This window comes from Shewanella seohaensis (assembly GCF_023283775.1).
Taxonomy (GTDB): Bacteria; Pseudomonadota; Gammaproteobacteria; order Enterobacterales; family Shewanellaceae; genus Shewanella; species Shewanella seohaensis.
In genome coordinates this window covers 37,037-50,978 of record NZ_JAKILE010000008.1, presented here as the reverse complement: position 1 = coordinate 50,978, position 13,942 = coordinate 37,037, and the positions used below count along the sequence as shown (strand labels likewise).

11 protein-coding genes are annotated in these 13,942 nt (G+C 46.2%); 7 read left to right on the top strand and 4 right to left on the bottom strand.

Features of this window, described 5'->3' with window-relative positions; translation table 11 throughout:
* Positions 1 to 78: 78 nt before the first annotated feature.
* From L2713_RS10805 to L2713_RS10790, 4 genes are read left to right on the top strand one after another with little or no spacing between them, the layout of a single operon-like run.
* Positions 79 to 2,025, top strand: coding sequence for an exopolysaccharide biosynthesis polyprenyl glycosylphosphotransferase (locus L2713_RS10805; protein ID WP_248967897.1), 1,947 nt, complete (start codon positions 79 to 81; stop codon positions 2,023 to 2,025).
* A 10-nt stretch (positions 2,026 to 2,035) separates the two neighbouring features.
* Positions 2,036 to 3,544 carry a sugar phosphate nucleotidyltransferase gene (locus L2713_RS10800; RefSeq protein WP_248967896.1) on the top strand — a complete coding sequence of 503 codons (1,509 nt, stop codon included), beginning with the start codon at positions 2,036 to 2,038 and terminating at the stop codon, positions 3,542 to 3,544.
* Positions 3,541 to 3,969 carry an adenylyltransferase/cytidyltransferase family protein gene (locus L2713_RS10795; protein WP_109285997.1) on the top strand — a complete coding sequence of 143 codons (429 nt, stop codon included), beginning with the start codon at positions 3,541 to 3,543 and terminating at the stop codon, positions 3,967 to 3,969. The genes L2713_RS10800 and L2713_RS10795 overlap by 4 nt, the downstream gene beginning before the upstream one ends.
* Positions 3,970 to 4,013: 44 nt before the next feature.
* A complete protein-coding gene (locus tag L2713_RS10790) occupies positions 4,014 to 5,411 on the top strand; it encodes a CDP-glycerol glycerophosphotransferase family protein (RefSeq protein ID WP_248967895.1) in 1,398 nt (465 codons plus the stop codon).
* A gap of 34 nt (positions 5,412 to 5,445) precedes the next feature.
* Here L2713_RS10790 and L2713_RS10785 read toward each other — a convergent pair whose 3' ends face one another.
* On the bottom strand, positions 5,446 to 5,883 hold the full coding sequence (locus L2713_RS10785; protein ID WP_248967894.1) for a hypothetical protein: 438 nt from the start codon (positions 5,881 to 5,883) through the stop codon (positions 5,446 to 5,448).
* A 337-nt stretch (positions 5,884 to 6,220) separates the two neighbouring features.
* Here L2713_RS10785 and eco point away from each other — a divergent pair, with 337 nt between their 5' ends.
* Entirely contained in the window at positions 6,221 to 6,772 is a 552-nt protein-coding gene (gene eco / locus L2713_RS10780; RefSeq protein WP_248967893.1) for a serine protease inhibitor ecotin, read from the top strand.
* An 86-nt stretch (positions 6,773 to 6,858) separates the two neighbouring features.
* Here eco and L2713_RS10775 read toward each other — a convergent pair whose 3' ends face one another.
* The 3 genes from L2713_RS10775 to L2713_RS10765 form a co-directional block, all read right to left on the bottom strand.
* Positions 6,859 to 8,838 carry a RecQ family ATP-dependent DNA helicase gene (locus tag L2713_RS10775; RefSeq protein WP_248967892.1) on the bottom strand — a complete coding sequence of 660 codons (1,980 nt, stop codon included), beginning with the start codon at positions 8,836 to 8,838 and terminating at the stop codon, positions 6,859 to 6,861.
* Positions 8,839 to 8,926: 88 nt separating this feature from the next.
* Positions 8,927 to 9,253: a hypothetical protein gene (locus L2713_RS10770; RefSeq protein ID WP_248967891.1), complete on the bottom strand. Its 327-nt coding sequence runs from the start codon at positions 9,251 to 9,253 to the stop codon at positions 8,927 to 8,929.
* A 154-nt stretch (positions 9,254 to 9,407) separates the two neighbouring features.
* Positions 9,408 to 9,908 (bottom strand): hypothetical protein, encoded by a 501-nt coding sequence (locus L2713_RS10765; RefSeq protein WP_109285991.1) that lies wholly within the window; start codon positions 9,906 to 9,908, stop codon positions 9,408 to 9,410.
* A 687-nt stretch (positions 9,909 to 10,595) separates the two neighbouring features.
* Between L2713_RS10765 and L2713_RS10760 the strand changes: the two genes are divergently transcribed.
* Positions 10,596 to 11,645 (top strand): tyrosine-type recombinase/integrase, encoded by a 1,050-nt coding sequence (locus tag L2713_RS10760; RefSeq protein WP_248968036.1) that lies wholly within the window; start codon positions 10,596 to 10,598, stop codon positions 11,643 to 11,645.
* A 197-nt stretch (positions 11,646 to 11,842) separates the two neighbouring features.
* Complete coding sequence (locus tag L2713_RS10755) at positions 11,843 to 13,900, top strand: PhoX family protein (protein WP_248967890.1); 2,058 nt, start codon at positions 11,843 to 11,845, stop codon at positions 13,898 to 13,900.
* Positions 13,901 to 13,942 lie beyond the last annotated feature (42 nt).

The following is a 13,942-nucleotide window of genomic DNA, read 5'->3' as shown; positions in this document are numbered from 1 at the left end:
GTGACTCTTGCCAAGCGCACAACTAAGCCGTTATCGAGCGTACCTACTTGGCACTAAGCGAAATGCATGGAGGTCATGATGAATACTCAGAACTCGACTCAAGTACGCTGGTCTATTCGACTCTTCGATAGCGCAGTGGCGGCGTTGGCCCTATTGATCTGCTTGCCCTTTATCCTTGGCGTTTGTGTGTTTCGTAAGCTTCAGGCACAAAGCGTATTCGAACGCGTATATGTACATGGCGCTCAAGGCCAAGTGGGTCTGTGGCAATTTGCCTATCAAGGTGCGGGGTATCGCCTGCCGCAAGTGCTGAATCTAATCAAAGGAGACATTGGCCTGTTGGGCGCTGAAGCGCAGTTTGCCATCGAACCTTTAATCCATGCTCCAGAAGAAACCCGTATCTCTCGGATCGGGATTTTCTCGATTAGTGCCATGCAGCGCCGTATGGGGATAGAGTTTGAGTCCAGCGAGCAAAGTTTAGTTAACGCCTATAGCAACCTCAGTCGTTACCTCCTTGCACTAGCGAGCGCCATACTGAATCGTCTTATGACCTCAGAGTCACGCTCACACGCAAGTCAAGTCACAATTTTTGGCGTGACCATGCGTAATCTCAGCATGAATCAAATGCTGGATATGCTCGTACAACAAGCGCAGCGGACAAAGCATCACTTAACCCCGTTTGCCTTTGTGAATGCCGACTGTTTAAACAAAGCCTATTGCGATCCTCAATATCATCAAAAACTCAATGAGTGCGAGGCCGTGTTTGCCGATGGGATTGGTGTACGTATGGCTTGCCGTTGGCAAGGTGTCGATCTTAAAGGCAATTTGAATGGCACCGATATGTTGCCACTCCTATGTGAGCGCCTGATTGAGGCCAATCTGTCGCTCTATCTTCTAGGCGGTGCGCCAGAAGTGGCCCACCAAGCTGCTGAACAGTTGCAACGCCGTTTTCCCCAATTGCAAATTGCAGGCACACATCATGGTTATTTCCATGAGGCTGATACCAAGCAAGTCATTAAAAAGATTAATCAATCTGGCGCTGCCGTGCTGTTGGTGGCCATGGGAGCACCTAAACAAGAGCTTTGGCTTAATCAATATCAAGCAAAACTCACTCCAGCCGTTGGGATCGGTGTGGGCGGGCTGTTCGATTTTTACTCCAACCGCATTAGCCGTGCCCCGCTCTGGTTAAGACAAATTGGCATGGAGTGGATTTGGCGGTTAATGCAAGAACCCAAGAGAATGTGGCGCCGCTATATTATTGGTAATCCCCTGTTTTTATATCGGGTATACAAAGCGCTGCGTGCTAACGCCAGCCTCAAGGCGACAACTCAAGCAGTGGCACAGTCGCAAGAAACGCTGTTGTATCCTAACTTGAGTGACTCAGGCTCACTCAAACGTTGCAAACGCATCCGCTTGCATCTGCTATTAAACCGCATCGTCAAACGTTGCCTCGATATATGGGTCGCGGCCATCGCCATATTGTTGCTATCGCCTCTGCTCTTGATAGTCGCGTTACTTATCCGTTTAGAATCCCCCGGCGCTGTGCTGTTTTGCCAGCAGCGCGTCGGTAAGTGGAATCAACCTTTTACCATGTGGAAGTTCCGCTCCATGTACCAAGACGCCGAGGCGCGGCTCGTCAGCCTACAACAGGCGAACGAAATGCAAGGCGGTGTGCTGTTTAAGATGAAACAAGATCCTCGCATCACCCGTGTCGGTCAATTTATCCGTAAAACCTCCATCGATGAGCTGCCACAGTTATGGAATGTGCTCAAGGGCGAGATGTCACTGGTTGGTCCGCGCCCAGCGCTGCCAAGAGAAGTCGCGCAATACAGCCCAAGCGATCGCCGCCGTTTAGAGGTGAAACCCGGCATTACCTGTATCTGGCAAGTGTCTGGCCGCTCTGACATTCCCTTCGACCGCCAGGTCGAGTTGGATGTGGATTATATCTACCAACAATCTTTAATGGCGGATCTGTACTTGCTACTCAAGACCATACCCGCCGTGATTTTCAGCCGTGGAGCCTACTAAGGGGGTTACTATGCAAGCCATTATTTTTGCCAATCGCCATGGACACGAACTGGCGCCGCTGGATAAACAATACTGTCCAGCATTACTCCCCATGGGAAACCGTGCCCTGATTGAATACACCCTAGAAGATGTCGCCAGCGCGGGGATTGTTGAGGTAAAACTGATTATCTCAAGCCATGCCAAAGCCTTAGAGCAGCATCTTGGCGACGGTAGCCGCTGGGGCGTTAAGATTGATTACTTCCTCAGTAGAGAACAAGAACCGGTTAACTGCGTAATGTCGCGCTTAAAACTGGATTTCGACCAAAGCTACCTTGTGGTAAGGGGCGATATATTGCGCTCTCCCTGCATCAAACGTTTTGTCGATTACAGTGTTAACAGACCCAAACACTTAGTCCTGCCAGTGCTGGCCGATTGCAATCCTGGCATGTTGCTATTGCCAAGTGCTTGTAATCACCTGTATCTGCTCGATTGGCCGTTGGAGCGAGATCCAAATATTACTAATGCCATGATGGAGCCGCTCCATGGACAATGCGCCATGTTGGACAACTTCGAGTCCTACTTAAATGCCAACTTAGCGATCGGCGATGGTTGCTTCGATGGACTCGTGCCCTCAGGCCGTCCTATTCCAAGCGGTCGAAGCGCCAAGTTTTTTCACCTTGGGGCTAAGGCGCAAACGGGCAAATTAGACCAACAAGCAGCTTGGGGCGCAATTGGTGAGCAAACCTGGATTGCCCCCGATGTGGATATGCACGATCAACTGATGATAGGCGATCAATGTGTTATCGAGAAAAACTGCCGTTTGAGTAACAGCGTGATTTTAACCAACAGTTTTGTCGGTGAAGGCTTGAATGTCGATAACTGCATTATCAGTAAAAACCTGCTGATTAATGTTGGCTTTAATACCGCCATTGAAGTTGAAGACCCTAGGCTTATCGCCTCAACCCAAGCACAGTTGCAGGCCAATGTGCCATGGACAAGTCGGCTTATGGCTTTGATATTACTTGGCCTTAGTGTTCCACTCTTGGTAATACTCTGGCTGTGGAGTCTGTGCAATTCATCAACTGCTGGCGCATCAAGGCAGGCGCTGAGTATTACGCATCAGCCCATTACACTCTGGCGCGTCAATCTGCCGCAATCCTGCATGGGATTAGCACTGCTGCCACAACTCTATCAAGTGTGTCTGGGGCGCTTGTTTCTGCTAGGCGCTCAATCCCCCGAGGTACATTCAGCCGTCTCGATTAGCGACGCTGCGCCGCAATATGGCGTTTACGGCCCGCTGCAGCTGCTTGGCGCCGAACTGCCAGAGGAAGAACAAGCGCTGATTGAGCAGGAGTTTCTGGCCAAGCCTAAGGCAGCGCAATGGTCCCACATACTCAAACTGTGTTTAGTGTCGCTTTCAACATCAGTAGTTTCAACAGGCGCTACCACGCCAACACAATCCAATGCAAATAAGCTTAGTGCAAGCCAACTTACTCCAAACCAGCAAGATATCGCCAATGAATGGGGGAACGGACAATGAAAACCATCATCACTTATGGCACCTACGACTTGTTCCACTATGGTCATGTGAGACTGTTTCAGCGCTTAAAGGCCATGGGCGATAAGCTGATCGTTGGCGTATCGACCGATGAGTTTAATGCGCTCAAGGGTAAAGCGGCCTTTTTCAACTATCAACAGCGCGCCGAAATGGTCGCTGCCTGTAAGTACGTCGATGTCGTGATCCCCGAGACGCACTGGCAGCAAAAACCTCAGGATATTGTGGCGTTAGATGTCGATATCTTTGGCATGGGTGACGACTGGCAAGGCAAGTTTGATTATCTCGGCACCCTTTGTCAGGTGATTTACTTAGGCCGCACCGAAGCGATTTCGACGACGGAAATCAAAACCAACCTAGCGATACCGCAAACTCGGGGCAATTTAGCAACGCCTCTATTGGTCAAGTAAGCAGAACCCAATTACAGGATCTCAATGGGTAAGCGAGGGATATCATGGGCACAAATCTAGCGTTAGCCTTAGTGAAGAAATGCATTTTCGCCCTCTCTTGGTTGGTGCCAAGAAACGCCAACAAGGCGGTATTGGGTTGCTACAAAAACCGTTTTGCCGACAATAGCAAATACCTGTTTTTGCATTGGCAGCAGACACACTTCATGCAAACCATTTGGATAAGCGGCGATAAAGCCCTTATCCATGCCCTCAGGCAACAAGGCTATACCGCCCATTCACGCTGGAGCTTGCTGGGCATTTACCATGCGCTTACGGCCAAATATTATGTGTACAATAGTTATATTGGCGATATTAATCAGTGGCTTGCAGCAGGCGCGATTCGTATCAATCTCTGGCATGGCTCGCCACTTAAAAAAATCGAGTTTGATATCACCACAGGCCCATTGGCCCCCAAGTATCAAACCCAGTCCCTTTGGCAAGCTGGGCTGCAGGCGCTGCGTTATCATCAGGAATATGTCCGTCCGAGTTTGATGCTAAGCCCAAGCCCATTGGTCGGTCAGAGTTTCCAACGCGCCTTTCGGTTAAAAGACAATTCGCTGCTATCAAGCACTAATCCGCGCACCGATTACTATCTGCGTTACCCAGAGCAACGCCAAACGTTGCCCTTAAAGGCGGATGCGACGGCTTATCGCCGAGTGATTCTTTACGCCCCTTCTTGGCGGGATGCCCTATGGCAAAACAGTCAACATTTAACTTCAGATTCGACCCCACATTTAACGAGCGGTAATAGCGATTCGCCCTACCAAGCCGCCTTTGACTGGCAAAGCCTGTCCCACCATTTAGTCGATACCGATACCTTGTTGCTGCTACGCCTGCATCCCAATGAACGCCACTACGCAGCGCAGTTTTGTGCCTATCCCAGTGTGTTAGATATCAGCGATTGGGACGATGTTTATGGGATTTTGCATCGTGTCGACCTGCTGATCACCGATTATTCGTCGTTATTTATCGATGTACTGCCACTTGAGATCCCTGTCCTCTTCTTCCGTTTTGACCATGAGCAGTATCTCAATCAGAGCCGCGATTGCTACGATATCGGTCAAGATCCGCTCAGTATTGGCCAGGTCGCCTATCAATTCGATGACTTATTGGCATTGCTGCAGGAGATGAGCCACCTTAACGCCAAACCCCAGCCCTGCGAGGCATACCAACAATTACAGCGTTTGTATTGGTCGCAGCACGCTACGGGTTTATCTGCGGATAACTTAGTGACTGATGGTTTGTCTATTGATGGGATGTCTATGAATAGTGTCTCTATTGATGGTGTATCTATCAATGAAAGACATGATGATAGTTTTGCACGTTTAGAACGGCATCTGCGCCAAGGGCAAACTCAGTCGTTTAAGTTTGCCTTTGGCACTGATATTAAGCCTCAAATATGAAAGTTCAGATATAAAGGCTCTGGTTTAAAGCCATTTATAAGAAGGTGTCTTTAAACCAATCCCAGATCCCGAGTGAGGTTTCGGGTAATAAATCGATACCGAGCGCCGATTTAAGCAGATATAACAGCAACAGGCCAAACAAGGTACACAGCAAGATAAAAGCAATAAAGAACAGGCTAAACATAACCAAGGAGAAGCGTTTTTCTCGGCGTGTATAAGCGCGTCTGTTTTTGCCTAAAAGAAAGACATAATAAAAGCGCCATTTAATAAAAGGCAGCGCAAACGTACCTCGGTTATCTATAAAGTGTTTACCCCAAGTTCTATCCCCCAAGGCAACACGTATCCCCATTAATTGTTCTTTTGTATAACTGTCGGCTATGTGTGGCGGTAATTTGGCCAATAACTTGAGAATGGTCGGATCCTGTTTAATCTGTTCTACCGTTTCTTGATCCCATGGCTCAAATTCATTCATGCCCTATTTCAACCCGATATTGATTGTTTCTGAACAGATTATAGTCAACAAATTAAGCCGTTTAGAGATATCTCCATCAATCATTCGGTGGATATTCCCGCGCTATTCAGCTCAGGTTAACCGCGACGAAGCTATCATAACGCTAGAAATTTACGCATAGATAAATTTTTAAAAGCGATTATTTTCATGAGGTTGTGGAAAACACCGATCTTTTTTGAAATTTTTTTCAAAAAGATTAACCCTTTTTTGCTGCAACAGCGTTTACAAAGATAGGAATACAGCAAATGATGGTACAACCATCTGTGCTAGGCCTTATCAACATCACTAGGAGACTATTATGAAATTGACTCACGTATTTAACACTGCGGCACTTCCCCTTGCCTTTGCATTACTGTCTTTTAATGCCGCAGCAGTGAGCCCACCACATCCAACGGGATTAAATGCACCTATGATCAGTGTTGCGAGTTTTAACCATAAAAATTATGCCGAACAAGAAACCACGAAAATGTTCCCTGCACCTGAGGCGGGTATGGTGCAACATATTTTGACCTTACCTAAACTCGAGAATGAAGACGACTACATGGTTGAAATCCAAATTGGCCAAACCCAATTAGTCGACTGTAATAAGCATGGTCTGAACGGTGAGTTAAAAGAACTCTCGGTTAAGGGATGGGGTTATAGCTATTATCAAGTGTCAGAAGTATCTGAAGGCCCAAGCACTATGATGGCCTGTTTAGAGATGGCGAAAAAAGAAGCCTTTGTCCGCATTCCTGGTGAACTTAAAATGCGTTACGACAGCCGTTTGCCTAAGGTATTTTATCTACCAGAAGGCACAGAGCTGCGCTTTAGAACTTGGAAAGTCGATTCAACTTATCACTACGCTAAATAAACGCGCGAGAATACAAGTGTACTAATATAAGTGCACATATAAGTACATTTATATAAAGGGCATATCTTACAAGATATGCCCTTTTTTTATCTGCAGGGTGCGTCGGCTAACTGCGCTAATTTAGCTTTAATTTCTGCATATCTGAGGTGTTCGCAGCGACCAAAACCCGATAATTTCCGTACTTGTAGGCGAGTAAACAGCGGTAATGCCATGCCGGCCAAAAACCAGCATTGAGTATCTAAGGATAATGAAGCTAAACCTTTCGACTCCGCCGTACGCGCCAGCTCATGCAAATCGGCCTTAAGCTGCGCATCATCAGGCCACTTTGGCACGTCGGTATACGCCAATTTAGCCAATTGGCCACGGCATACACTGCAATGACCACAGGATTGAGGCGCGGCGTTATCATCAAAATAGCGGGCCAAATTGTAATTTAAGCAAGTCGTTAGCTCAAAAAATCGGACTAACTGGGCAATACGGGCGACTTCTTTCGCCTCTTTGTCGGTAAAGTACTGATGGAGTTCGTCGGCTAAATGCCCCTGTGCTAACACCTCAGTATTCACTTGATAGACATCCGTCACTCGCTTTGCTTCCAATTCGATAAGTTGTTGACTGGCAAGATATTCTAACGCCGCTAATACTCGAGTACGTTCCGCACCTGTGGCTTGGTAGAGCGCGGAAAAATCTAAACTGCCCCATACTCGCTTCATCTGTGTATGGGTAAAAATGTCATTTAAAAATGCCTGACGCTCGGGGGAAAACTGGCTCAAGATCTGCGCCTGTGGCTCAATAAAACGGTAACTGATATCGGCGTAATAAGCATAAAGCGGCTTAATCACGCCCATCATTTCAAGCTGAACCAGCAAGGTTTTAAGGGGGAGCTGCCTGATATTACTCACATTTGATAGCTGATGAAGTTGCAGCTCCCAACGTCCATTGTGGGTTTCTTCGCGAATGTTATCAATCACAGCTGCAATACTGGCCAGTTCCGGCGTATCGCCGTAAACAAAATTTTCGACCGTGTTTATGCCATCTAAATTGGCCAAGGTCACGCAATGGGAGAGCTGGCCATCCCTTCCTGCACGGCCAATCTCTTGGCAATAATTCTCAATGGATTTAGGCAGATCGTAGTGGACCACAAAGCGAATATTGCTTTTGTCTATGCCCATACCAAAGGCGATAGTCGCAACCACGATGCGGATCTTACCTTGCATAAAATCCTGCTGAATTTGCTGACGTTTTTCATCCTCAAACCCCGCATGATAGGCACTCGCATCAAAGCCCATTTGACAAAGTTTCGCCGCAACATCCTCCGCAGTATGCTGCAATGTCACATACACAATCCCCGCGCCAGTAAAGTGATTAAGCTGCTGTTGCAGTGACATCAGTTTGTGTTGGCTTGCTACAGGAAAGACGGTCAAGTCGAGGTTTGAACGATAAAAACCTGTTTGAACAATATGTTGTGGCTTGATATCGAAACGCGCCGCCATATCCAGTTTCACTTTACGTGTCGCGGTCGCCGTGAGTAACAACACCAATGGAATTGCTAATTCACGGCGATAATCGGGAAGCTTTAAATAGTCGGGGCGAAAATTATGCCCCCATTCCGAGATGCAGTGCGCTTCATCGACAACCAGCATAGAGATAGGAATTGATTGAATAAATTGCCTAAAGCGCTCATTTTTAAAACGTTCAACCGAAATCATCAGGAGTTTTAACTCGCCAGAGCGAGCATCACGCATGACCTGTTGGGTTAATTCAGGCGTTAAGGTTGAGTCGATACTTGCCGCTTTAATGCCCTTCTCATGCAGGAAACTCAGTTGATCTTTGATCAACGCCAGTAAGGGTGACACCACTAAGGTTAGATGGGGAAGTTGCAGAGCGGTAAATTGGTAACAGAGTGATTTTCCTGAGCCGGTGGGAAAAATAGCAAGGCTCGAATGGCCCGACAACAACTGCGAGACAACCTCATGCTGCCCTTGCCTGAACCCATCAAAACCAAACTGTTGCTGTAATAAAGAAGCATAATCCGTAGCGTTCGCTGACGGCGTTATTGAATAAGACATAAACAAATCCTTATGCCACCACAAGTGTGGAGGCGGTGGCGACCACGCAAACAGATGAATGTACTAGTGAATGCGAGTAAGCGTGTCGCTATGATTTTCTGGCTAAATATAAATTGATAAAGGCGGTGAGTTTGTCATTGAAGGCTTCTTCAAAGGCATCAACATCTTGACCTAGGGTATTGAAATACTGTGTCACTTGCACGCGAGATAAACTTTTGTTGGCGATACTGTATTCCATTTCTGGCAGTGTTTTATCGTAACGGGGCACTAGCGTCCAAGTCACCACATCGGCGGCAAAGTGCTTCATCGCTTGCTGCGCTAAGGTACAAAAAGCTTCAATATGCTCACGCCCATCTGGTCCTAAACACCCTGGTTCGACGCGGCAAAGGACGGCAACAGTTCTATGCTGTGACATGCTATTCCCTGTACAAAACTCATCAAAAATAGAAAGTTACAAAAGAGGTGGCAGAAGCGAATTAGCTATATTCGCGCTTAAGCTCTCTCTTTGAGTGTATGTGACACCCGCAAGAAGTCACGTACGCTAAGGTTAAAAATCACACACAAATATTTTAAACCTGACTCTCGTCTTCAGCCATGGCAGCTACGGCCGCGGCATGTTCCGATAATAACGTATCGAGCGCTTGATCAAAACTGTCCAAACGTTCGAGTTCCATATAACGCTTCAAACGTAAAATAATATCTTTACTGACTTCGATATGGGATTTCTTCTGGCGCTTTTTAATTTGTGAAAGTTCTTTTCGCACCATGCGCCAGCCCAAATCACTGAAATATTGATTCAGCATTCGATTTACAGATTGTAGTTGTTGGTCAACGGGCTGATTTTTTTTGCGCAGTTGAACCAGTAAATTTAAATTAGCAATTAATTCGGTATAACTGGATTGGGACTGATTTAACTGAAACCACTCTGCCCGCTCAGTGACACTTTCGGGATGAACCATGCGATAAATTAACGGCAAGGCAAACACTAATTCAGATTTATCTAACAGTAATAATTTTCGGCCCGCGGTAGGCGCGGCATGATGATATTCCCATAGCGTATTTGTCGTCATTGGTACCGTTTTAGACTTTCTAATAATGGTTTATGAATAGACTCATGATACCGACAAACAATATAGATTAAAAGAATGGTTACACCATTTTATAGGTTCATTTTTACAGCACAAGGTTAAACGCTCCACTCCACAAACAAACGAGATGGAGCTCGTAGTTCTCTTGTCCTCTAATCCCCTGTTTTAGCATGGCTAAATCCATATCAGTTTTATATCAGCAAATCATAAGAGAAATTTTTATGCTACTTTTTAAGCGCATAAAATGGTTAAACCATCTTTTAAAAATATAGCTACTCACCTACACAGTTAACCGACTAGCAAAATAAATGCAGGGGTTTTTCTCGTCAAATTTAACTCGCACAGCCGTAATTGACTAAATAACAAACAACAAAACCAGACTCATATTTATCGCTTATTAACCTGTTATCTGAACCCACCTTACACATCTAATTCTTATTGAGCCCGCCTTGCCAACGCCTTTATCTTAAATAATGCTTTCTTTTTAATCGATGCGATTAATTAAAATACAAATAACAGCTCTACCAGTGATAATGACGATTATCACTGGTAGATAAAGGCTGCTTTTACGTATAATTGCGCCAGTTTTATCGGCCGTAAAATACTCTAATGTCTAAATCGATTATCCGTTATTCCACAGGTGAAAGTGCTCCTAGCCGTTCCTCTGGCATGACATCGAATATCACAGCAAGCGATAAAAAAATGGATTCGCCATTTTTTGAGGAAAGCTCACTGCCCCAATCGGTTCACAGTGATTTTTTTAACGCGGCAGCCGAAACTGAATACGAAATATCCATCAATACCCGTCGGGTTTATCGGACCAGCTTTGGCCTATTTGAGCAATATTGTGCGACGCATCAGCTGCAATCTTTACCCGCCGATCCGCGCAGTATTATTTCTTTTATCGGTCATCAAAAAGAATTGCTCCAAGCAAGCAGTGGGACTCAGCTTTCAAAGCAAACCTTAACTACTCGGCTAGCCGCGATCCGTTACTATCATATTCAAGCAGGATTTCCATCCCCCACCGAACACCCACTGGTGATCCGTGTGATGCGCGGCCTGAGTCGTAATCACCATAGGCAAGTCCAAGATTATGATCAGCAACCAATCATGTACGATGAGGTCGAGCTATTGCTCCAAGCGATAGAGCAACAACCCCATCCATTGTTGCGCTCAAGGGATAAGGCCATTATTCAACTTGGACTGCAAGGCGGATTTCGCCGCTCAGAATTGGCCAATTTAAAAGTACAATATTTAAGTTTTATGCGGGATAAATTAAAAGTACGGCTGCCTTTTTCTAAAAGCAATCAGCAGGGATTAAGGGAATGGAAGAATTTACCCGACTCGGAACCCTTTGCCGCCTATAATGCTGTCAAAGACTGGTTAAATGAAAGTAAAATTACCGAAGGTCATTTATTTCGCTCAATTTCACGAGATGGAAAAACCTTAAGACCTTATCAAGTTAGCGATAATTTTACATCTAAATCATCACTCATCCGAAATAGTGGATTCTTAAACGGTGACGATATTTATCGGATCATTAAGCAATATTGTCTAAAGGCAGGTTTACCGGCGCAATATTATGGTGCCCATAGTTTGCGCAGTGGGTGTGTTACACAACTTCATGAAAATAATAAAGATACCTTGTATATCATGGCAAGAACAGGACATACGGATCCCCGCTCATTACGCCATTACCTCAAGCCAAAAGAAGATTAACCACAGCATTATCACTTAATTAATAACACTGTTTTCAGTATTTGTTTTGAGAATATTTTTATTTTTAAGTTATTTTTAATAAACAAGAAAAATTATTATATTGCAGTATTAATGTCATATAAACTCAGCTTTAGTGTCATATTGCTACTTTAGGCTTAGGTTCGAAATTTAATTCATCGAACTAGCTGGAGTAAAATATGAGCAAGGCCACCTTTGACCCGACACTTTATAATAAAAGTAATAACGAACCTTTTAATCAAGTGTTGGATAAACATTTATCCCGCCGTAATTTTGTTAAAAGCGGATTAGGCCTAGGTGCGATGACCGCCTTCGCAGGCATGGGATTAGTGGGTTGTGGTTCGGACAATTCCCCTGCCCCAACCCCTATCGATCCCGTGCCGCCACTGCCACCGACTCAAAGTAGCGCTAAATTAAACTTCACATCCGTCGCTGGCGCTCGCTTGGATGCGGTTGTGGTACCCGAAGGTTACAGCGCGCAAGTACTCGCCCCTTGGGGAACACCATTAAATTCTAAGGCTGCACCTTGGAAAGCCGATGGCAGCAATACCGCCGATGACCAAGCAAACTCCGTCGGCATGCACCATGATGGTATGCATTTCTTCCCATTGAATGACGCAGGCGATGACGGTTTACTCTGTATCAACCATGAATATATTGATGAGATAGCCCTGCATCCGAATGGCCCAACCGTGGATGAAACCACTGGATTACGTACCATTATCGATGAGATCCGTAAGGAAATTAATGCCCACGGCGTGTCGGTGGTTAGAATTAAACTCTTTAATAATCAATGGGAAGTTGTTTACAACGACAGCCATAACCGCCGCTTTACCGGCGCAACAGTGATGGATATCGCCGGCCCCCTCGCCTATTCACCGCTACTTGAAACCCGTTACTCGCCCGATGGCAGTCAGGCTCGTGGCACCTTAAATAACTGTGGTAATGGATACACGCCTTGGGGCACCTATTTGACCTGTGAAGAAAACTGGCCGGGTTACTTTGCCAACCGTGGCACTTTAGCCGCAGATCAAGCCCGCATCGGGATCAGCAAAAGCAGCACTCGCTATGGCTGGGATGATTTAGCGGGTCACGCCGAGGAACGTCTCGATGAATTCGCACGCTTTGATGTCACGCCTAAGGGCAATAGTGCACAAGATGATTATCGCAACGAGGCTAATGGCCACGGCTATATCGTTGAAATTGACCCCTACAATCCAAGTTCACGCGCCATCAAACGGACTGCCCTTGGCCGCTTCCGTCACGAGGGTTGTACCTTCGGAAAATTAGCCGAAGGTAAACCTGTGGTGTTCTACTCTGGCCACGATTCTCAATTCGAATACTTATATAAATTTGTGTCGAATGCAGTGTGGGATCCACAGGATGCCAACAGCTCAAATCGCCTGCAAATGGGTGATAAGTATATGAATGAAGGAACATTATATGCCGCTAAGTTTAACGAAAATGGCGGTGGTGTCTGGTTACCTTTAACCTTAGGCAGCCAAACGACAGACGGTAAAACCCTAGGTGATAGCTTTGCTAGTCTGGCCGAGATTATCTTAAATACCGCGGGGGCGGCGGATTTAGTTGGTGCGACACCGATGGATCGCCCTGAATGGTGTGCGGTAGACCCCTTCACAGGTTCAGCCTATTTAACCCTGACCAACAACTCTAAACGTACCGAAGCCAACCCAGCCAACCCCAGACTTAAAAATAACTTTGGGCATATTATTCGTTGGGATGAAGGTGATAAAGACACTGAATTCACATGGGATATTTTTGTCTTCGGCTCACCGAGTGATGGCAATGCCGAGACCAACCTGTCGGGCTTAACGGATCTAAACCAATTCGCAAGCCCCGATGGATTGGCCTTCGACGCCCGCGGTATTTTATGGGTGCAAACCGATAATGGTGCCAAAGAAGTCGCCGAAGAAACTAACGACCAAATGCTAGCGATTGTGCCATCAACCTTAGTCAACAGTGCTAACAAGCAAGCCAGTGTGACGGCCGATAACCAAATGGAATTAAAGCGTTTCTTTGTCGGGCCAAACGATTGCGAAGTCACAGGCTTTGCTATTAGCCCCGATTACACTTCAGTTTTTGCCAACATTCAGCATCCGGGTAACTGGCCGTATTCGAATAATGCCGCCGAAATAACGCCTGCTGGTACCGTACTGCGCCCACGCGCGGCAACGGTAGTGATCCGCAAACTCGATGGTAAAGAAGTGGCGGTCTAATCCCCCCACCACCGAAACCCGATAAAAATCCCCGCCATGCGG